This window comes from Kurthia sp. Dielmo (assembly GCF_000307285.2).
Lineage (GTDB): Bacteria > Bacillota > Bacilli > Bacillales_A > Planococcaceae > Kurthia > Kurthia populi.
Genome location: NZ_HE578963.1, coordinates 36270 through 55361 on the forward strand (window position 1 = coordinate 36270; position 19092 = coordinate 55361).

The 19092-nt window shown below is 38.1% G+C and carries 25 protein-coding genes; 21 read left to right on the forward strand and 4 right to left on the reverse strand.

All coding sequences use genetic code 11. The features are described 5' to 3' along the window. The first annotated feature begins 167 nt into the window (after positions 1-167). Together KTHG_RS22225 and KTHG_RS17790 are read left to right on the forward strand one after the other, a co-directional pair. The gene (locus KTHG_RS22225) at positions 168-407 is read left to right on the forward strand and encodes a restriction endonuclease (protein WP_370362824.1); all 240 of its coding nucleotides are present in this window, start codon (positions 168-170) and stop codon (positions 405-407) included. 799 nt (positions 408-1206) lie between these two features. Next, on the forward strand, positions 1207-1818 hold the full coding sequence (locus KTHG_RS17790; RefSeq protein WP_139995668.1) for a histidine phosphatase family protein: 612 nt from the start codon (positions 1207-1209) through the stop codon (positions 1816-1818). Between the two features lie 17 nt (positions 1819-1835). Here the strand turns inward: KTHG_RS17790 and KTHG_RS17795 are convergent, their stop codons facing one another. Continuing rightward, complete coding sequence (locus KTHG_RS17795; protein ID WP_126991505.1) at positions 1836-2270, reverse strand: GNAT family N-acetyltransferase; 435 nt, start codon at positions 2268-2270, stop codon at positions 1836-1838. Between the two features lie 374 nt (positions 2271-2644). Here KTHG_RS17795 and KTHG_RS17800 point away from each other — a divergent pair, with 374 nt between their 5' ends. The 7 genes from KTHG_RS17800 to KTHG_RS17830 all read left to right on the forward strand — a co-directional run bounded on the left by KTHG_RS17800 (position 2645) and on the right by KTHG_RS17830 (position 7759). Continuing rightward, positions 2645-3598 (forward strand): ABC transporter permease, encoded by a 954-nt coding sequence (locus KTHG_RS17800; RefSeq protein WP_126991504.1) that lies wholly within the window; start codon positions 2645-2647, stop codon positions 3596-3598. Beyond that, positions 3588-4562, forward strand: coding sequence for an iron chelate uptake ABC transporter family permease subunit (locus KTHG_RS17805; protein WP_126991503.1), 975 nt, complete (start codon positions 3588-3590; stop codon positions 4560-4562). The genes KTHG_RS17800 and KTHG_RS17805 overlap by 11 nt, the downstream gene beginning before the upstream one ends. Beyond that, positions 4559-5323 (forward strand): iron ABC transporter ATP-binding protein, encoded by a 765-nt coding sequence (locus KTHG_RS17810; protein ID WP_126991502.1) that lies wholly within the window; start codon positions 4559-4561, stop codon positions 5321-5323. The genes KTHG_RS17805 and KTHG_RS17810 overlap by 4 nt, the downstream gene beginning before the upstream one ends. A 120-nt stretch (positions 5324-5443) precedes the next feature. Next, positions 5444-6490 (forward strand): siderophore ABC transporter substrate-binding protein, encoded by a 1047-nt coding sequence (locus KTHG_RS17815; protein WP_139995670.1) that lies wholly within the window; start codon positions 5444-5446, stop codon positions 6488-6490. 71 nt (positions 6491-6561) lie between these two features. Then, a complete protein-coding gene (locus KTHG_RS17820; RefSeq protein WP_126991500.1) occupies positions 6562-6888 on the forward strand; it encodes an antibiotic biosynthesis monooxygenase family protein in 327 nt (108 codons plus the stop codon). A gap of 54 nt (positions 6889-6942) precedes the next feature. Continuing rightward, positions 6943-7353: a DUF6892 domain-containing protein gene (locus KTHG_RS17825; RefSeq protein ID WP_139995672.1), complete on the forward strand. Its 411-nt coding sequence runs from the start codon at positions 6943-6945 to the stop codon at positions 7351-7353. A gap of 34 nt (positions 7354-7387) precedes the next feature. After that, complete coding sequence (locus tag KTHG_RS17830) at positions 7388-7759, forward strand: iron chaperone (protein ID WP_139995674.1); 372 nt, start codon at positions 7388-7390, stop codon at positions 7757-7759. A 48-nt stretch (positions 7760-7807) separates the two neighbouring features. On the opposite strand, the gene KTHG_RS17835 is transcribed toward KTHG_RS17830, so the two are convergent. Continuing rightward, a complete protein-coding gene (locus KTHG_RS17835) occupies positions 7808-8485 on the reverse strand; it encodes a Dph6-related ATP pyrophosphatase (protein ID WP_139995676.1) in 678 nt (225 codons plus the stop codon). 90 nt (positions 8486-8575) lie between these two features. Between KTHG_RS17835 and KTHG_RS17840 the strand changes: the two genes are divergently transcribed. The 3 genes from KTHG_RS17840 to KTHG_RS17850 all read left to right on the forward strand — a co-directional run bounded on the left by KTHG_RS17840 (position 8576) and on the right by KTHG_RS17850 (position 9841). Then, positions 8576-9058, forward strand: coding sequence for a DUF2975 domain-containing protein (locus KTHG_RS17840; RefSeq protein WP_139995678.1), 483 nt, complete (start codon positions 8576-8578; stop codon positions 9056-9058). 9 nt (positions 9059-9067) lie between these two features. Next, positions 9068-9289, forward strand: coding sequence for a helix-turn-helix domain-containing protein (locus KTHG_RS17845; RefSeq protein ID WP_126991495.1), 222 nt, complete (start codon positions 9068-9070; stop codon positions 9287-9289). A 111-nt stretch (positions 9290-9400) separates the two neighbouring features. After that, complete coding sequence (locus KTHG_RS17850; RefSeq protein ID WP_126991494.1) at positions 9401-9841, forward strand: universal stress protein; 441 nt, start codon at positions 9401-9403, stop codon at positions 9839-9841. Positions 9842-9862: 21 nt separating this feature from the next. On the opposite strand, the gene KTHG_RS17855 is transcribed toward KTHG_RS17850, so the two are convergent. Continuing rightward, the gene (locus KTHG_RS17855; protein WP_126991522.1) at positions 9863-10405 is read right to left on the reverse strand and encodes a GNAT family N-acetyltransferase; all 543 of its coding nucleotides are present in this window, start codon (positions 10403-10405) and stop codon (positions 9863-9865) included. Between the two features lie 178 nt (positions 10406-10583). Between KTHG_RS17855 and KTHG_RS17860 the strand changes: the two genes are divergently transcribed. From KTHG_RS17860 to KTHG_RS17900, 9 genes are all read left to right on the forward strand, one after another. Next, positions 10584-11165 (forward strand): NADPH-dependent FMN reductase, encoded by a 582-nt coding sequence (locus KTHG_RS17860; protein ID WP_139995680.1) that lies wholly within the window; start codon positions 10584-10586, stop codon positions 11163-11165. Between the two features lie 277 nt (positions 11166-11442). Further along, positions 11443-12537, forward strand: a complete 1095-nt coding sequence (serC, locus tag KTHG_RS17865; protein WP_126991492.1) for a 3-phosphoserine/phosphohydroxythreonine transaminase — start codon at positions 11443-11445, stop codon at positions 12535-12537. 138 nt (positions 12538-12675) lie between these two features. After that, positions 12676-13554: a cation diffusion facilitator family transporter gene (locus tag KTHG_RS17870; protein WP_139995682.1), complete on the forward strand. Its 879-nt coding sequence runs from the start codon at positions 12676-12678 to the stop codon at positions 13552-13554. Between the two features lie 31 nt (positions 13555-13585). Further along, positions 13586-13963 carry a hypothetical protein gene (locus tag KTHG_RS17875; protein ID WP_126991490.1) on the forward strand — a complete coding sequence of 126 codons (378 nt, stop codon included), beginning with the start codon at positions 13586-13588 and terminating at the stop codon, positions 13961-13963. Between the two features lie 265 nt (positions 13964-14228). Then, on the forward strand, positions 14229-14717 hold the full coding sequence (locus tag KTHG_RS17880; RefSeq protein ID WP_139995684.1) for a GNAT family N-acetyltransferase: 489 nt from the start codon (positions 14229-14231) through the stop codon (positions 14715-14717). A 369-nt stretch (positions 14718-15086) separates the two neighbouring features. Then, positions 15087-15587: a DNA-deoxyinosine glycosylase gene (locus KTHG_RS17885; RefSeq protein WP_186439684.1), complete on the forward strand. Its 501-nt coding sequence runs from the start codon at positions 15087-15089 to the stop codon at positions 15585-15587. Between the two features lie 139 nt (positions 15588-15726). Next, positions 15727-16452: a hypothetical protein gene (locus KTHG_RS17890; RefSeq protein ID WP_139995688.1), complete on the forward strand. Its 726-nt coding sequence runs from the start codon at positions 15727-15729 to the stop codon at positions 16450-16452. A 73-nt stretch (positions 16453-16525) separates the two neighbouring features. Next, positions 16526-16846 carry a hypothetical protein gene (locus KTHG_RS17895; RefSeq protein ID WP_139995690.1) on the forward strand — a complete coding sequence of 107 codons (321 nt, stop codon included), beginning with the start codon at positions 16526-16528 and terminating at the stop codon, positions 16844-16846. A 714-nt stretch (positions 16847-17560) separates the two neighbouring features. Next, positions 17561-18802, forward strand: a complete 1242-nt coding sequence (locus KTHG_RS17900; protein ID WP_139995692.1) for an MFS transporter — start codon at positions 17561-17563, stop codon at positions 18800-18802. On the opposite strand, the gene KTHG_RS17905 is transcribed toward KTHG_RS17900, so the two are convergent. Further along, positions 18774-18968: a hypothetical protein gene (locus tag KTHG_RS17905; protein ID WP_126991484.1), complete on the reverse strand. Its 195-nt coding sequence runs from the start codon at positions 18966-18968 to the stop codon at positions 18774-18776. The genes KTHG_RS17900 and KTHG_RS17905 overlap by 29 nt on opposite strands. Positions 18969-19092: the final 124 nt, after the last annotated feature.

Here is a 19092-nt window from a genome sequence, read left to right on the forward strand (position 1 = left end):
TGGCCGGCTGACTGAATTTTTCAGTTAGAGATATTAATTGGAGGAAATTTGAAGCTTTCACATGTGAATTCTTTGAAAAACAAGGATATTATATTGAAATTGATGACGGAATTGATGCAAGAGTTTGGTTGAAAGAGAATGAATAGTCTGGACCACCAACTATTCTTATTCAATGTAAGAGGTATAAAACAAAAATTGAAAAGATGGTGGTAAAATCTCTTTGGGCGGATATTCAAGAGTACGGTGCAGAATCTGGACTTATCATTACAATAAGTTCCCTGTCTCCGGGTGCTGAAAAGGTATGTACAGCAAGAAATTATCCTATTCCTCAAGCAAATAGGGAAACACTAAAACAATGGGTTAATGTTATGAGAACTCCATATAAGGGTGTTTTCATGGCAGAATAATTTACATATATTCTTAAAAAAATTAAGCGATTTTGCTGAAGATTGAATCACAGATTATGATCAATCTTTTTTATAAAAATTGTACAATGGTTCACAAAGAAAGAAACCGTTTTGATCAAACTTTTTTTAAAACGGTTTCTTTTAATTTTAGGAGAAATATGGGTTTTGTGAGGTATCTTTGATCAAACTTTATTCCAAACCGACATGACTCAAAACCTCCTGTGGATAACTTTTCTCAGGAGGTTTTTTAATGGAGTTAAGTAGCTTTCTATTACTAGTTAAACAACTACGAATAGATTTCAAAGTTCTTTATGGATAATTTTGTAGGAGATTTTAAAGTAAGAATTGTAGGTGTCAGGAATTGAATGATTTTTTTAAAGATGTTTTAATGGATGATTTTTTAAAGGACATTCTTTTAGAAATAATTGTAGTGATTATATGGTTTTCAGTTGGTTCTATTTATTCAATGATTAAGTTTGTTAGAGCTGAGACAATAGCGATAAAGATTTTTTACGTACTACTTTTTATCTTTTCTGTAATGATAGTGATAGGTACTTTTTATTTCATTAATGGTATGTTGTATGATCAATCTTAAATTAAAAATGAAAATCATCTTGTGCATAACTTTTCACAGAAGATAGAAGCACAAAAATCACCTAGCTAATGGGCATAAAAAACGGTTTTAGACGTCCAATGTTTCTTAAAGTAACTTAACAAAATATAATCTAAAAATGGGTTTATAAATTTCGGTTTAAGTGAATTAATAGACAACAAGATGTTTAGACAGGGGATGTTTTTTATGACACAAGAAATGTATTTAATTCGTCACGGCGAAACAGAATTCAATGTGGAAGGAAAATTCCAGGGTCAATCCAATTCACCACTTACTGAGAACGGGAAAGATCAGATTTATCAGGTGGCCCGTATGTTGAAGATGGAGCTTGGTGACGATATTCATAATTGGGAAATCATTTCGAGTCCCCTTGGCCGAGCAATGGATAGTACGAAAATTTTATGTGAGACGTTAGCATATGATTTAACTAAAGTGCAGACAGATGAACGCCTAGCTGAAGTATCTGTAGGCGACTGGGCAGGGCTTTATATTGAAGATATTAAAGCGCAGTGGCCGCGTCTTTTAGAAGGCACAAACCATTATAACTGGTACTTCAATTCACTTGGCGGCGAGCGTTATGCAGATGTGGAGGGCCGCGTAAAAGCATTTTTAGAGAGCGTGAAAGATAAAGAGAAACTGATTGTTGTGGCGCATGGTGTCACAAGTCGAATCATTCGTGGATTGTATCAAAACCTCGATAAAGATGAGGCGCTGAGCTTAGAAGTAGCGCATGAGACGTTTTTTAAATTAGCAGATGGCGATGTAAAACGTTACACATATGAATACGAAGAGTTTTAATAGAAAAAGGACTGCTTTTAAAGCGGTCCTTTTTTTTCGTCTAATGCGAGTAACCAGTAACGTTCATTTGAGGGACCTTCTTCATGTACCTTCTCAAAATGATGTCGTGCATAAAAGGCGAGTGCGTGTTTATTTTCAGAAACGCATTTTAATGTCACGGGATGGGGTAGTAAGGTGGTCGCGTGACGGAGTAGGATAGAGCCAGCTCCCTTATGCTGATAGTCTGGGTCAATAAAAAGACAGTGAATAAAGCTATCTTGTACATACAATGCAGAAAAGCCAATGATTACACCGTTTTCCTCTAGGACATAGACAATATCCTCAGCCGTATCCTTTTCGAAATCTTCATATGAAAAAGGCTCGGTGTGCCAGTGAAAATGAGCTTGCCGAGAAGCTACATAAATGTCACTTAGGCGTTTGGTATCTGTTTGATTAGCGAGTCGAATCGGCATATAAAGCCTCCTTTAATTGTTGAAAAGTAGACATACTTTCTCCATCATTTCTTCTATTATAAAAGATGGCTTTATTTAATGAAAATTTAGATGAGAATTTCCTTTTATTTTCATTAAATGAAATTTAAAACGATTCTAAAGTATTTCGAATTCGAAATTTTTTTCTAGATGGACTTTAAAAAAGAAACTCTGTAAAACGCTGAGAAATCAGTTATTCAGGAAGAAAATTGGTCGGTCATTTGGATTTTTGTCCATTCTCAATTAGGGAAGTCGGTTGAATTTACGCTGAAAATCGTTATATAATGAAGCGGGAATTAAATGATAATCATTTTCATTATCATTTATAGATAAATTATAAAAACGAGGGCAATAGAATGAGATTATGGATGTTAGTGGTAGCTGCAGTTATCTTATCGTTTGCCTCGCTGTTTATAGGAGCTATCGATATTAAACCGGCGGATTTACTCGATTTTCAATCGGATGAAGTACAAATCTTCCTTGCTAGTCGTGTACCGCGGTTGATGGCGATTATCTTAGCAGGTGCTGGTATGAGTATTGCCGGGTTAATTATGCAATCATTAAGCCGCAATAAATTCGTATCACCAACAACAGCAGGTACGTTGGATGCAGCGAAATTAGGTATTGTTATTTCAATGATTTTCTTCACAAATGTAACGTATATGCAAAAAGTGATGTTTGGTTTTGCATTTGCATTAATTGGGACATTTATTTTTATGCGTTTACTTGATCGCATCAAATTTAAGGATGTCATTTTCGTTCCATTAGTAGGGATTATGTTCGGGAATATTATTTCTTCGATTACGACATTCCTTGGATACGAAGCGGATATTTTACAAAACGTTAGCACGTTCTTCATCGGTAGTTTCACGCTTGTAGTGTCTGGACGTTATGAATTACTATACGTTGCAGTGCCAGCAATTATTATTGCGTACATTTTTGCGAATAAATTTATGGTCGCAGGAATGGGAGAAGAATTTGCGAAAAATCTTGGCTTGAGTTATAAAACGGTGTTAAATATTGGACTTGTTCTTATCGCCATTATCTCAACAACGGTTATTTTAACGGTAGGGGTTATTCCATTCTTAGGATTAATCGTACCAAATATCGTGTCATTATATTTAGGGGACAATTTACGAAAAACGATTCCTCATACAGTCGCACTTGGTGTCGTTTTCCTTCTAGCCTGCGATATTTTAAGTCGTATTATCGTAGCGCCGTATGAAATTCCAGTAAATACAACGGTGGCTGTTATTGGTAGTGCGATCTTCTTAGTGATGTTGTTTAGGGGGAAAGCATATGCAAAGTAGTGTGAAGAAAACAAATACAATTAAAATTTTATGCTTGGCTGTATTAGCCATTATTTCGATTGCTGGCTTTTTGTTTTACAACATTCAAGGAAGTTTTAGCTATGCATTTCCGATGCGCGTTTATCGTGTAGCGGCGATGGTTATTACAGCGGTGGCGATTGCGTATGCGACAGTAATGTTCCAAACGGTTACGCGTAATCGTATTTTGACGCCATCGATGATTGGTGTCGACTCGATGTATGAAGTTGTACAAACAGTTATTTATTTCTTCTTAGGCTCGGCATCTATTTTTGTCGTTGACCGTTATTTGAACTTTGGAACAGCGATTTTAGCGATGGTACTTTTCGCGCTACTTCTTTATCGCTTCTTATTCCGAGCAGATAAATACCCGATTTTTCTCCTGTTATTAGCAGGAATGATTATCGGAACGCTTTTAGGAAGTTTAGTGAGCTTTTTACAGGTCATGATTGATCCTGTTGAATATTTAAGTTTACAAAATAAATTATTCGCGAGCTTCACAAATGTGAAGTCAGAACTAGTTGTGATTTCTGCTGTCATTTTAATCGCTTGCTTTATTTATGGGGCCTTTTTAATGCGCGACTTAGATGTCATGAATCTAGGTCGTGATAATGCGATGAATCTTGGTGTTAGCTATGACAAAATGGTGCTACGGGTACTTATTTTAGCGTCTATTTTAATTGCGACCTCAACGGCTTTAGTTGGGCCGATTACTTTCTTAGGATTAATCGTTTCAAACTTAGCGTATCAATTTTTAGTGACGTACAAGCACTCCATACTCATACTTGGCGCGAGTCTTATTAGTATTATCGCGCTCGTCGGTGGGCAGTTCCTTGTGCTGCATGTGTTTAATTTAAATACGACAATTAGCGTTATTATCAACTTCGTTGGTGGTATTTACTTTATCTATTTATTACTAAAACAAAGTAAAGGGGTAGCAGGATGATTGAAATTAAAGGAATCACAAAATTCTTTGGCAAAAAGCCTGTTGTAGAAGATGTGTCTGTGACGATTGAAACAGGAAAAATCACGTCCTTTATCGGCCCGAATGGTGCGGGTAAATCGACGCTATTGTCAATGGTAAGTCGCCTGTTAGATTCAGATACAGGGGAAGTTTTATTGGATAAGACAGACGTGAAAAAGCTGAAATCAAAAGATTTTGCGAAGCGCGTGGCGATTTTACGTCAATCCAATTTTATTAATGTACGTCTGACAATTCGTGAGCTTGTCTCTTTTGGTCGCTATCCATACTCTCATGGGCGTTTGACACCTGAGGATAATGTGATGGTCGATCAGGCGCTTGAGTATATGAACTTAATTGATATTCAGGACAAGTTTTTAGATGAATTATCAGGTGGTCAAAAGCAGCGTGCATTTATTTCGATGGTCATCGCGCAGGATACAGAATATATTTTGCTAGATGAGCCTTTAAATAATTTAGACATGAAGCACTCTGTTCAGATTATGAAAATTTTACGTAAATTAGTCGATGAGTTAGGAAAAACCGTGGTCATCGTACTGCATGATATTAACTTTGCATCTGTGTATTCAGACCGCATTGTTGCGTTAAAAGATGGGCGTCTTGTAAAGGATGGTCCGACGAGTGACATCATCAATACTGAGTCACTTCGTGAAGTGTATGACATGAGCATTCCAGTCCAAGAACAAGATGGTTGTAAAATTTGTGTTTATTTCCAATCTCAGTAAAATTACCAAAAGCCTATTGACAAGGTAAAATGATATCCGCTAGAATTAGCATTAGTTAATTGAAAATGATAATCACTCTCATGTGCGTGAGGGGATACAACTCAGGAGGAGAATTTTAAAATGAAAAAATGGCGTTTTTTAACTGCAACTGCAGCATTAACTTTAATGTTAGGTGCATGTGGTACTGACGAATCAGAGGACAAATCTTCTGGAGAAAAAACAGAACAAACTTCAACTGACAAAGAAACTTCAGCAGAATCAAACACTGCATTCCCAATGACAGTTAAGTCTTTATCAACTGAACGTGAAACAGAAGAAGGCGACAAAATCACTTTCGAAGACGTTGAGTTAAAAGAACAACCAAAACGCATTATTTCAATGGACTATGGCTTCCTAGATACACTTGATGCATTAGGTGTTGAAGGTATTGTTGGTATTCCTTACGGTGAAGGCCAAGGGAATATGCCTGAAAACCTTAAAGAAAAATATGCTCCAAGTGATGATATTAAAGACGTAGGTAACCTAAAAGAATTAAATCTTGAAGTAGTTGCGGCTGCTGAGCCAGATATTATTTTCATTACTGGTCGTCAAGCTCCTTATTACGAAGAGCTTAAAAAAATCACACCAAACGTAGTATTTGTTGGTTCTGATAGCAAAGATTATATTGGTGGCGTTGAAGATTCAATCGATTTAGCTGCTTCAATCTTCGGTAAAGAAGATAAAGCGAAAGAATTAAAAGCAACGCTAGATGAGAAGAAAAAAGAAATCCAAGAGAAAGCTTCTAAATACGATAATGCTTTAGTAACAATGTACTCTGACAAACAAATTTCAGGCTTTGATAACGGTGAAGACTCTCGTTTCAAATATGTATACGATGACTTTGGCTTCAAAACAGCAGTTGAAGGTATTGATACATCAGCTCACGGTTCGAACTTCTCTTACGAAGCCATCTTAAAAGCAGATCCTGAAGTATTATTCGTAATCGATCGTAATGATATGGATGTAGAAGCACTTAAGAAAGATGTTGAAAACGACATCATCAAGAAAACACAAGCTTACAAAAACGGCACAATCGTATACTTAGACGGTACAAACTGGTACTTCTCAAGCAACGGTGCTACAACTGAAGTTGAAAAAATGGATGAAATCTTAGACGAATTAAAATAATTCACTAAGCATAATAGGGAGCCTGCCTCTTTTGAGACAGGCTCTTTTTTTATAAAAAAGGAGGCAAAAACATGTTTGTACAAATGCGTCGTACCGTTGTAAAAGAAGGATTTAAAGATAAGGTTTTAGAGCGTTTCCAACCAAAAGAAGGAAAGCCATCACTACTTGAACAACGCGAGGGCTTTATTGGCCGCGAGATTTTAGTGAAAAAAACACGCCGAGGGGAAGAAGAAGTTATCGTACTTATTCGCTGGGAATCGGAAGAGGCTTGGAAGGCATGGGAAAAGAGTCCAGAGCATATTGCTGGTCATAAAAAACAGATTGCGGAACATGGTGGCAAGCCGCCACAACCAGACTATATTATTTCGCGTGATGGTGGCGGCTATTACGTATTATAATGAAAAAGAGTTGTCTCTTGGCAGCTCTTTTTTTGTTGAAATGGGTATAAGAAAATGAGGAGTGATAATATGTTTAAAGATTTTAATTTTAAGCTCATTGTTATTGATGCATTACTTGATAAGGAACCAGTTTTCGAGCAGGAATTAGAAGCATTGAAAGAGCAATTTACAACACAATATGAATGGTACGAGGATATGAAGCCGATTCCACAAATTATGACATACTTACAAAACCTAGAGCTTTCGAAAAAGGATTTATTGAAGGTTGATTATCTATGTTTTGATGGTGGTAATGAAATCTATCATATTCTTCAGCCAGACTGGGACGGTGAGGATAAGTTCTTTGATGTAACGTCTGTTGAAGGCTTTGAACATTTGCCGAACCTTATGACAGTAGACTATATTTCGATGGCAGAGCCTGAGGTGTTAGAACCTTTACGCGAAGCGGGAATTACAGTGGAATAAAAGAACGAATATTTGTTAGAAGGAGGCTTTTATAATGGAGCAATTTGAAGAATTTATTCAAGAGATTGAGCCGGCAGAGCATCGGGCTCGCATGGTAGAAGTCCTTCAGTGGGTTCATGAAACGTATCCACAGCTAAAGCCTGAGTTTAAATGGAATCAGCCAATGTTTACAGATCATGGCACGTTTATTATTGGCTTCAGTGTATCGAAGGCGCATATTTCCGTAGCACCAGAGGGCTATATTGATGAGGAATTTTCAGCACGTATTAAGGAACTAGGCTATACGCATGGGAAGAAATTAATTCGTATCCCATTTGCAAAGCCCGTTCATTATGAGTTGTTGCAGGAAATTATCGATTTTAATATGAAGGATAAGGCAGATTGTACAACGTTTTGGCGTAAGTAAAGCATAAGAAAAGCAGGAATCGTGTTTAAAGCGATTCCTGCTTTTTATTTATGCCAATGTAAGCGGTAAGAAAGCATAGTCTCCGTCATGGATAATTGCCTCGCGTTTGACGGCGATTTCTTTACTGAAAATAGGGCCTGCTAAAACCGTTGTATGGAATTCGCCGCCCTCGCCGCAAGGGTCAATCCCTCGCGTAATCAACTCATCGACATAGCAATGTGTCAGCTCGCGTCCGAGGTCCTCCTCCCGCATACCAAGTGATAAATTGACTGTTACTAAAATGGTTTTAAAGCCAGCATCAATAAATTCACGTACAACCTCGACATGATCCATTTCCCATAGCGGCATACTTAGTTTGAGACCAACTTGCTTTGTGACACGGTCATGCCAACAATCATGCTCAGGGACATCTAAATCACCCGTTACGAGGACATTTGCGCCGTCCTCCTTTGCTTGTGACAGAATCGTCATGAAAGCTTGCTCATAGCCTTCCCAGCTCGTCGCAATAGTATAAACAGGCAACTGAAGCGCCTCTGCCTGTGCATGGATTAATGCAGGTGGCATGCCATGGCTACGTGAGCGCTTGCCTTCCTCTTCAAGCATGATAATTAGTCCCGTAGCAGTTCCTTGTTGCATCGCTTTATAAAGCGCGAGTGTACTATCTTTTCCGCCGCTATAAGAGGCGATAAAGGGTTGCTTTTGTGCGTTTGTTTTCCAGTTTTTCATTGTTTATATTCTCCTTTACGATATATATTTATTGTAAAACGATAAATCACATGCTATTATCAACATGAAAATAAAAAGTGAGGTGTTTTTATGAAGAGCGCATCGACGTTGTTTTTAAAGACGGCTGTTTTTGTCTTAAGCTTACCAATGATTTTATTCTGTCTATTCCTTATACCAGAAGTAGGTCGTGCAACCGCTGATTTACTGCCAGCTTTTGGGGCAAGTAAATATGTGGTTTGGGCACTACTTTACGCATCCGTTATCATTTATTTTATCGGTCTCTATCAGGCTTTCCAATTATTACGCTGCATTGACCAGGGAAGGGCCTTTTCGGTATCATCAGTGAGGAAGCTACAAGTAATTAAACGCTGTGCAGGAACGATTAGTATTTTGCACTTATGCGTATTACCGTCGTTTTACTTATTTGCTGAATTTGATGATGCACCCGGTGTTATTTTTGTCGGATTAATTGTGCCATTTGCATCGTTAGTCATTGCGGTGTTTGCTGCACTGTTACAAAAATTATTGCAGGAAGCCATTGAAATGAAATCAGAAAACGAATTAACAATCTGAGGTGAGAGAATGGCGATTATTGTGAATATCGATGTGATGCTCGCGAAACGAAAAATGAGCGTGACAGAATTGTCTGAGCGTGTGGGGATTACGATGGCGAACGTATCCATTTTAAAAAATGGAAAAGCGAAGGCTGTTAAGTTTTCTACGTTAGAAGCCATTTGCGAGGCATTGGATTGTCAACCAGGCGATATTTTAGCCTATGAAAAAAAGAATGAAGAGAATTTGTGAACAATGTATGCTTTTAAAGCATGTTTTTTCCAGTAAAGTTTAATTTGGGGTTATTTTTTGTGACATTATGTCATATGATAAAGGTAATAATATGCCGAAAGGATGAGTTCAATGTTTGAAAAAATTCTTGTAGCAATTGATGAATCAGATTTAAATGCCAAAATTTTAGAGGCGGCAGCAGAGCTAGCTAGCTTAAATAACGGAATTGTAACGATTGTCAATGTACATCAAAATCCAATCGCACCTGCCTACCCATATGATGTCACACGTGATTATGTGAAAACGGTAAATGAAGGTTTACTAAAAGACAGTGAAGAACGTTTAGAGAAAGCGAAAGAAATCGTACTTTCGAAACATCCTGAATGCGTGATTGAACTCGTATCATTAGCTGGAAACCCAGCGGATAAAATGCTTGAGTATGCAGAAGAAACAAAGCAATCTGTCATTGTCATCGGTAGTCGAGGCTTACGTGGTTTAAAAGGAATGCTACTAGGCAGTGTCAGCTCGAAAATTGCACAGTTATCACCATGCCAGGTGCTTATCGTTCATTAAATAAACAAAAGGGAATTGCGTCTACTGTGCAGTTCCCTTTTTTTCGTAGTCTTTTCTTAATATGCTCATCACAATTTCATCCGAATAAACGCCATCCCATAGTAGTTTCTCACGTAAAATACCCTCTACTTGAAAACCAACTTTTTCATAACTACGCTTTGCGTGTGGATTATGACTATACACTTCAAGTTGCAAACGGTTAAGCTTTAACACATCAAATACATAGCGGACAGCTAACAAAACAGCGCGTGTGCCATAGCCTTTGCCGGTGTTTTTCATGCCAAGCATCGCAATACGAAAATAGGCGAGTTGATTGGCTACATCTATTTCGACAATGCCACCTTCGCCAATCATCGTGTCATCTTCGCGTAAGCAGACTGCAAAATCTATGCGACTGTCATCATCCTCACAAGTCACAATATGTTGTCGTACTTGTTCTACAGTGAATAAAGAATGTGTGCCTGTTAAATAACGAATTTCTGGTTCGGTAACGGATGCATGAATCGCCTCGGCGTCTCGTGGTGTGACAGGACGTAAATAGAGTACCTCATCTTGTATGAGCATAGCGCTCGCTCCTTTTATATAATCGATTAGTTCTAACATAGCATAACCTTCTGATTTTGGCGAAATTCCTTTTTTAGATGAAACTAGTTGACGAGGTAAAAATACCATGTTATTATTTATCTAGAATTCAAGATAAATAATTTCGAAATAAATGAATTCGAGATAAAGAGGTATAATAATGAACTTTTTAAATAAATTATTTGGTAAAAAGAAAGAGGTAAAAGACATGGCAGAATTAAACATTGGTATTATTTTAGGCTCAACACGCGAAGGTCGCGTATCACCACAAGTTGGACAATGGGTAAAAGAAATCGCAGACAAACGCGGCGACGCAAACTACACCATTATTGATATTGCAGATTACGATTTACCATTACTAGGTACAGCAGAAGCCCCAGGTGCACAAGCATGGTCAGAAATCGTTGCCAAACAAGATGGCTTTGTATTCATTACACAAGAATATAACCATTCAATTACGGGCGCACTTAAAAACGCATTAGATTACTTACGTGTTGAATGGAACAACAAAGCAGCAGGTATCGTATCATATGGTTCAGTTGGTGGTGCACGTGCAGCAGAACATTTACGCGGCATCTTAGGCGAATTATTAGTAGCGGACGTTCGTGTACACCCAGCATTATCATTATTCACTGACTTTGAAAATGGTGAATTCAAACCAAAAGAAGTTCAAACTGATTCAGTAAACCAAATGTTAGATCAAGTAATTCCTTGGTCAAAAGCGCTTTACACAATTCGTTAATTTATAAAAAGCAGGTAGCGTCTTTATGACGCTGCCTTTTTTTGTTTTTCTCTACAGGACAGCAGATGATAACTTTACCTATCTAGAAAATAAGTGATAAGTGGATTAATCGGTTTTTCCGATAATTACGAAGCTTTTTTTACATGAATATTCTTGTTTTGGTGTCTTTTTTTAAAATATTATGACAATTTTAGCCGAATATTCGTCTAAACCTTCAAAAAAAACAGAAAATAGCGTAGAATAGGATTCATCATTATTCCACAAGGAGTGTATTACATTGACGACAACAGTTAAACGCGCTTATAACTTAAATGCAGGTCCATCAGCATTACCACTTGAAGTCCTACAAAAAGCTCAAGAAGAATTAGTAGACTTTAAAGGTGCTGGCATGTCCGTAATGGAAATGAGCCACCGTAGTAAAGAGTATGATGAAGTACATACGGAAGCCATCGCACGTCTTAAAAAACTTTATAACATTCCTGAAAATTACGAAGTGTTATTTTTACAAGGCGGCGCAAGCTTACAATTCACAATGCTTCCAATGAACTTCTTAAAAGAAGGTCAAACAGCTAGCTACGTACAAACTGGTTCATGGTCAGAAAAAGCATTCAAAGAAGCAAAAGTTTTAGGGAACGCTGTAATCGCTGCAAGCACAAAAGAGAACAACTACAAAAACATCCCAGCATTTGATGAGTTAAATTACAATGCGGATGATGCATACGTGCATATCACATCGAATAATACGATTTTCGGTACAGAGTGGGCAGAGTTCCCAGATACTGGGGACGTGCCACTTGTAGCTGATATGTCGAGTGATATTTTATCGAAGCCAGTAGATATTTCTAAGTTTGCGATGATTTATGCAGGTGCTCAAAAGAACCTTGGCCCTTCAGGCGTAACGGTTGTTATCATTCGTAAAGAATTCCTAGAAACAGCGTCAGAAAATGTACCAACTATTTTAAGCTACAAAACACATGCTGACAAAAACTCACTTTACAACACACCACCAACATTCGGTATTTATATGTTAGGTGAGGTATTAAAATGGGTTGAAGCACAAGGCGGTGTTGAGGCAGTAGCAAAACGCAACGAAGAAAAAGCTGCATTAATCTATGATGTTATCGATGCAAGCAACGGCTTCTACACAGGTCATGCAGTAGAAGGTAGCCGTTCACTGATGAACATTACATTCCGTGTAGCTGATGAAGAATTAGAAAAACAATTCTTAGCAGAAGCAAAAGAAGCAGGTTTTGTTGGCTTAAATGGTCACCGTTCAGTTGGCGGTTGCCGAGCGTCTACTTACAATGCCGTGCCATATGAAACTTGCCAAGCACTTGCGAACTTCATGAAAGATTTCCAAGCAAAGCACTAAACTTTCCTTTCTTTAGAGGTCAGACTTTGTTATAATAGATAAGCTTAATAACGAACGGAATATAAAAAACGACGTAACGCACTTTTGTGCGCTACGTCGTTTTTGTCGTTTCTGGAAGTCTTGAGGGAGGGAAACTTTTTGGACGTATATAAAAATTTACGTGAAGGGGAAAAAGGTGCTTGGGTTAGTATTTTCACGTATCTCTGTTTAAGTGCCTTAAAATTAACGGTTGGTGTTGTCGGAGGATCGGAAGCACTTAAGGCGGATGGTCTGAACAATACGACGGATATTATTGCCTCTGTTGCGGTACTAGTAGGGCTGCGTATTTCGCAGCGTCCACCGGATGAGGACCATCACTATGGTCATTTACGTGCTGAAACAGTTTCATCATTGCTCGCTTCATTCATTATGGCCGTTGTCGGCTTACAGGTTGTTTTTAATGCGATAAAAAGTTTCTTTAGCGGTGAGCATGAGGCACCATCTATGCTGACTGCTATCGTCGCAATCTTTTGTGGCATCGTCATGTACATCGTTTATCTATATAATATTCGTCTCGCACGACGTATTAAAAGTTCGGCTGTCAAAGCGGCAGCGTATGATAATCGCTCTGATGCGTTAGTGAGTTTTGGAACAGCTATCGGTATTTTTGCTGCTATTTTTGGTTTCCCCATCATTGACTCAATTACAGCGGTATTAGTTGGTTTACTGATTATTAAAACCGCCTATGATATTTTTGTTGAGGCTGTGCATACTTTAACGGATGGCTTTGATGAGCATGAGTTAGTAGAAATTAAAACGCTTATTCAACATGTAAATGGAGTCATTGAGGTAGAAGATATGAAAGGGCGTATGTCTGGGAATATGATGTTTTTAGATGTTACGATTACGGTTGATCCTAAAATGGATGTGGTCCAAAGCCATCACATTACAGAAGTAATCGAGGGCGTTATTCGTGAATATAACCCGTTTGCGGTGACACTTGTTCATATAGAGCCGGCTGATTATGCTACAATATAAGAGAACGAATTTTATATAGGAGGCGGTTACAATGGCTAATCCACAAGCAGTTGAGATGGTTGTAACACAAGGTCTAAACGTATTAAAATCAATGAAGGGTTTATGGAACTTTTCAAATCGAAACATGGATAAGGCGTCGGATGATTACACACGTTTCTTCGCCAATTTCCACTCATTTGATGTGTATACACATATGGATTCTGAAGTTGATGAAAATGAACATGTTCAAGCCTTCCAACAACGGGTATTAACATTTGATGCTCCTTATGCGCCACTACGTGTAAAACAACCTGCAGAAGTCAATGCGAAAGAATCAAAAGCGTTATATGAAGCGGCAGTAGAAGCATATAACACAATGGTGACAGACCTTGGCAAGGCAGACAAAGTTGTAAATCCAAGTTTTTTATAAATCGTGAGAAGCTACGCAAATTGCGTAGTTTTTTTGCGACTTTTTTAAAATTTTTCTCGCTTTTTCTGTGTGTTTGTTTTACAATTTTATTTTGTGATACAGGGTGTAAAATCACTACAATATCGAATAGAAAAAAACAACTATTTTTAGTTCTTGTACATGAATTTACAGCAAATTGTTAACACAAAATAGACAATAATTTTCTGTTGAAAAAAACGATTTAAGTCGTTAAAATTATTTACTACAGCCTGAAAGGGGTTAAGAAATGGAACTATGCTTTTACAATGAAATCAAGCACGGAGAAATGCTTGCAAATTACACATTAACGGAGGAGCAATTGCACTTTACGACAGCACCAGATGTAGCAATGGAGATGGCAAAAAATGATCCATATCGCTATCCAATCGTCGCAATCGATAATGGCGCAATCGTTAACTTCTTAATGTTAGATGGAGACCAGGGACGCAAACTATACTCGGATAATCCGAATGCGATTTTACTGCGTGCCGTATCAACGGACTTTCATCATCAAGGTAAAGGCTACGCAAAACGTGTCATGAACATGTTACCTGACTTTGTCGAGCAAAACTTTACTGACAAAAATGAAATTGTGCTAGTCGTAAATATTTACAACACAGCAGCACAAGGGTTATATCATAAATGTGGCTTTATTGACGAAGGCGTACGCACAATGGGCGCTAAAGGTGAAGTCATCGTAATGCACTACAAAATTAAGCAATTGGTGGCGATTTAATAATGGACGATACCGCAAATAGTAGATAGGACTGACTCGTAACAACACATACGAGCCGGTCCTATTTTTTTTGATTGAAAGCTGAGCGTGCTCGCTCTGCTTTGACGGGCGTTTTTAGTTCCTGACAAGTGACGTTCTTCGTCACGTAGGAAGGAATGAAACGACCCGAAAAGCAAGCACGCGAGGCTAGATAGTAAAAGAAGTGAGTCATGGCTAATGAACGGACGACGGCGTAATTAGCTTACGTTCCGCTAAAGAAAAAATAGTGATGTTCTTGATTACAGAAGGAAGCGGGCAGACCCGCAAAGCAAGTCATGTTCGGTGATTTTTCCTGACATACTACTTATAATAAATAGAGAGGTGAACAGCATGATTGAAAATGTTTTAGAGCCAGTCGTCAATAAAAGCACGCGCGTGTTAATTGTCGGGTCGATGCCAGGGCAGCAATCTCTTGAAAAGCAGCAGTACTATGGAAATCCACGTAATCATTTTTGGCCGATTATGTCAGAGTTGTTAGAACAATGCGCACCAGAAAATTATACAGAACGACTCAATTGGCTCCAACAGCATGGTATTGGATTATGGGATACGATTAAATACTGTGAACGTGAAGGAAGTCTTGATGCCGCAATTCGTAATGAGGTTCCAAATGATTTCGAAACGTTATTAGCACAATATCCAGCGATTGAATGTGTGCTTTTTAATGGTGGAAAGGCAGAGCAAGTATTTAAAAAGCGAATTGGTTTAAACGTATTAACAGGTCGCCATTTTTATAAAATGCCTTCTACGAGTCCAATACCAGGGAAGAATATTAAAAGTTTTGAGGAGAAAGTGAAAAGTTGGTCTATCATAAAAACGTATATAGAGTAAATTGGAAAAAGTATAAGAAAGTCATCCTATTTTAGAGAAATAGGGTGGCTTTCTTCGCGTTTTAAAGGTTTTACGTTTTGTTTTTTCTCGAAAAGGGAATTTTTTAATTATAGTTCGATAGGAAAGAGGTGCAACGAAAATGAAAAAGTTTGTTCAAAAAATAGCATTTGTTACTGCGACAAGCGTATTAGGAATAGGGACAGTAGCAACATTACCAGTTTCACCAATTACGGCAAAAGCGGCAACGGAAACAGAGCAAGTAATGGCTCAAGTAAACGATGCATTAACGACAACACTTCCTGTTACATTGCCGCATAAAATCCCTGTAACAAGCGGGAAACATTTAACAGCAAAGACGACGGTTTCTAAAAACTATTACAAAGTAGTGTTTTACGAAACCTCTCATAAAGTACCAGTGAATGCGAAAAAATTGACGACCGTTTCAAAAAAAGTCGTTGCACGCATTCAAATGGAACGTTATACAACAAAAGCAGAAGCATTATCACATGTAAATTATTTAAATTACAGTAAATACGGGGGACAAAAGGTAGCGTTAACACACGGTATCACAGGCTATCAGGATGCTGGTGCCGGACAGCTTTATACGAGCTGGAATGAGGGACGCTGGGCGTTAGCGACTCATACGTACACAAATCAAAATGCACGTGGGGTCACATTAGCAAAAGATACGGTCCATTATTTAGAGACGCATCTTTTACCGGCGCCAAATCAATATGGTGCGATTCAATTAGATGCAGTTGGTAAAAATCACGCATTACGTCTTCAAAAAGGAACAGCTGTGATGACGATTGACAAAGTGACGACTGCAAAAGGGCTGTTAACAATCGCCACATCTGTACGTTAACTTAAAACAGCTTTTACGTTAGCTTAACAACTTTGTTGTACACTACAACTAGAAGTAGATGGAGGTGCAATAAATGATAAATCTATTATTTCTATTATTCATCGTGATTTCAGTATGTGTGGTCGTAAGAGAATATCACGCAGAGTTTCGAATGTTAATGTGGAAAGACTTAGTATTTATCGGAAGTGCGTTACTTGGACTTCTTGTTGGGCTAGCATTTGTATTGAAAGTGGCAGCAGTTGGTTATGGGGTATGGCAAGTATCACCGTTTTGGCAGGATGTCACAGGCTTCTTTGTAATCGTCGTACTGTTCTACCCAGCAGCGACAGCGCTTTACCAATTTGCGTGGAAGCGTGCAGCATTACGAAAAAAACAATTCATTTTAAATAAATAGTGCTTAAAAAATACGGACGGATGTGATCAACTTGATTGCACCCGTTTTTTTATTTGAAATGACCGATTACGTCAGACAGCGTGTTTTAGATACGACATATTTTAAAATAAGTGCCAATGAGTGGCTATCGTCTTAGAGAAAAGAATGCTTTTATTAATCATCCAGTAAATACTGGCAAATCAATGCGTTATTCATAATGAAGTTCATCGATTTATAGCATTTTTAATAAATGAAAAAAGCCTATTTTCGACCAAAATGGGCTAAAAACAGCCTTTTCGGGTGCACTAAGGGTGTTTTTTGCGTGTTTAAGAGGCGCTTAATATGCCGATTCTCATGATGTAGCTAAAAGTGACATAGCAGCAACTGTTTTTAACTTGCAGGGATAAAAAGAGGCTGTTAGAAGTCCCGAAATTAAACAAAAGGAGTTAAAATAGAGGCTCTGACGGGCATTTTTGACACGTTTTTCAAGATTGCTATTAACAATGTGTTGTAAGTATTTAAGAAAGAGAAAATAATTATCTGCGGTTAAATACGCGTCGAATACATTTTTATTAAAAGTATGGGTTTATTTTCATGTAGATGACACATATTTATAGATATGTCGTATCCAAAAGACGCTTGTTGAGCTAATGGGTGATTTTTAATCGTGATTTTGACTTTTAAGGTGCGCGCGCTTACACTGTCATCATTGTGTGTATGGAGGAGGAATGGTGAGTGAATCAATGGATAGAGCGCCGCGCAATGATTAATTTATATACGTTTTTCGTCAGCAAGCTCTTAACATCATTAGGATTTGGTGTTTTTAGCTTTGGGATTAGTCTTTATATTTTACAATTGACGGGATCGGCATTAAGTTTTGCGACGAATATTATGTTTAATGTGCTACCACGTGCACTTGTTGCACCGTTAGCTGGCTATGTGGCGGACCGGTTTCCGCGAAAAATAATCGTTGTAGTAAGTATGGCAGGTATTACAGCATCGATTGGGGCATTGATTATTTATACGGAGCTGTATGGCATTTCGGTCGCAGCAATTTATACGATTACAGCCATCTTTTCAATGATTGGCGCCTTCAATGGTATTGCGTTTTCGAGCTCCATTCCGAATATGGTCGGTAAGCATAATGTGCAAAAGGGGATGGCATTTAATCAGGTGTCGTATTCGATTGGGGCAATTGGTGGGCCGACAATTGGGGGTATGATGTACGGCTTTGTATCGATGGAGGTATTTTTATGGGCGATGTTTGTCGCTTATTTTATTGCGCTTTGCTTAGAGGCTTCGATGAATTTTACATTGTTTGCGGACAGGGTTGTAGCGAAAAAAGAATCGATGATGGCGAGTATGAGAAGTGGTTTTGTGTATTTAAAAAGCAAACCGCTCGTGCAGTCCTTATTAATGACACAAGTATGCATTAATTTCTTTTCGGCTGCAATAAGTGTGGGTTTAGTATTCGTTTTAGTGCAAAGATTATCTGTTGAATCCACGCAAGTTGGTATCATTCAAGGTGCGGGTGCAATTGGAATGCTCGTGGCGTCTCTTTATTTATCGATGCGCGGTGATTTATTACGACCGCTGCGCTTTGTAAAACGTGCTGCGACGGTAATGTGCATAGCCATGATATGCATTGCTGTTCCACTGGTTGCAGGCTTTAGCACGTCGATAGCATTCATTTATTATATGCTGTTGATGTTTGTTTTTTCGGCTATGTCGATTTGGGCAAATACGCCAATTGGTGTCGTCATTCAACGAGAAGTAGACGATGCGCATAGAGGGCGAGTATTTGGCATTATTGAAACATTAGCTGTTGGTATTGGACCGATTGGCTCGCTTATTTATGGTGCCTTATTTGATTACATTGATGCGTCACTAATTTTTATTATATCTGGTTTATTATTACTAGTGATGATTTATATTTTACTACGAGCATCTAGATTGAAGCATCTTTCTCCTCTATGATGAAACAAAGTTGATGTTCAATTTTTTGAAGTTGTCGATCAATAATTTGAAATTCATGATAAAGTGCGCTTTGCGCTGTAGGACAGGCTGATTGTTGTATCCTTTCAACGAGCTGTTGTATGTGCAGTTGTAAATTCTCATAGGTGCATGCTAATGTTTCTAACATTTTCTTAACCTCCTTTCATAGGTTGTTTGTTTTACTGTTCCCGTTTATTTAGTCTAAATAAACCTTCAAATAGTTGGGACTTTAGATAGATTTACTTTAAAAATTACTGGGCGTAGAATAACAG

Coding starts and splice junctions, on each gene's coding strand:
- KTHG_RS17845 (WP_126991495.1), top strand. CDS start 9,068: ATGGCGATTATTGTGAATATCGATGTGATGCTCGCGAAACGAAAAATG.
- KTHG_RS17835 (WP_139995676.1), bottom strand. CDS start 8,485: ATGAAAAACTGGAAAACAAACGCACAAAAGCAACCCTTTATCGCCTCT.
- KTHG_RS17820 (WP_126991500.1), top strand. CDS start 6,562: ATGTTTGTACAAATGCGTCGTACCGTTGTAAAAGAAGGATTTAAAGAT.
- KTHG_RS17810 (WP_126991502.1), top strand. CDS start 4,559: ATGATTGAAATTAAAGGAATCACAAAATTCTTTGGCAAAAAGCCTGTT.
- KTHG_RS17805 (WP_126991503.1), top strand. CDS start 3,588: ATGCAAAGTAGTGTGAAGAAAACAAATACAATTAAAATTTTATGCTTG.
- KTHG_RS17830 (WP_139995674.1), top strand. CDS start 7,388: ATGGAGCAATTTGAAGAATTTATTCAAGAGATTGAGCCGGCAGAGCAT.
- KTHG_RS17885 (WP_186439684.1), top strand. CDS start 15,087: ATGATTGAAAATGTTTTAGAGCCAGTCGTCAATAAAAGCACGCGCGTG.
- KTHG_RS17890 (WP_139995688.1), top strand. CDS start 15,727: ATGAAAAAGTTTGTTCAAAAAATAGCATTTGTTACTGCGACAAGCGTA.
- KTHG_RS17875 (WP_126991490.1), top strand. CDS start 13,586: ATGGCTAATCCACAAGCAGTTGAGATGGTTGTAACACAAGGTCTAAAC.
- KTHG_RS17790 (WP_139995668.1), top strand. CDS start 1,207: ATGACACAAGAAATGTATTTAATTCGTCACGGCGAAACAGAATTCAAT.
- KTHG_RS17825 (WP_139995672.1), top strand. CDS start 6,943: ATGAGGAGTGATAATATGTTTAAAGATTTTAATTTTAAGCTCATTGTT.
- KTHG_RS17895 (WP_139995690.1), top strand. CDS start 16,526: ATGATAAATCTATTATTTCTATTATTCATCGTGATTTCAGTATGTGTG.
- KTHG_RS17840 (WP_139995678.1), top strand. CDS start 8,576: ATGAAGAGCGCATCGACGTTGTTTTTAAAGACGGCTGTTTTTGTCTTA.
- KTHG_RS17795 (WP_126991505.1), bottom strand. CDS start 2,270: ATGCCGATTCGACTCGCTAATCAAACAGATACCAAACGCCTAAGTGAC.
- KTHG_RS17880 (WP_139995684.1), top strand. CDS start 14,229: ATGGAACTATGCTTTTACAATGAAATCAAGCACGGAGAAATGCTTGCA.
- KTHG_RS17815 (WP_139995670.1), top strand. CDS start 5,444: ATGAAAAAATGGCGTTTTTTAACTGCAACTGCAGCATTAACTTTAATG.
- KTHG_RS17905 (WP_126991484.1), bottom strand. CDS start 18,968: ATGTTAGAAACATTAGCATGCACCTATGAGAATTTACAACTGCACATA.
- KTHG_RS17800 (WP_126991504.1), top strand. CDS start 2,645: ATGAGATTATGGATGTTAGTGGTAGCTGCAGTTATCTTATCGTTTGCC.
- KTHG_RS17860 (WP_139995680.1), top strand. CDS start 10,584: ATGAACTTTTTAAATAAATTATTTGGTAAAAAGAAAGAGGTAAAAGAC.
- KTHG_RS17855 (WP_126991522.1), bottom strand. CDS start 10,405: ATGCTCATACAAGATGAGGTACTCTATTTACGTCCTGTCACACCACGA.
- KTHG_RS17850 (WP_126991494.1), top strand. CDS start 9,401: ATGTTTGAAAAAATTCTTGTAGCAATTGATGAATCAGATTTAAATGCC.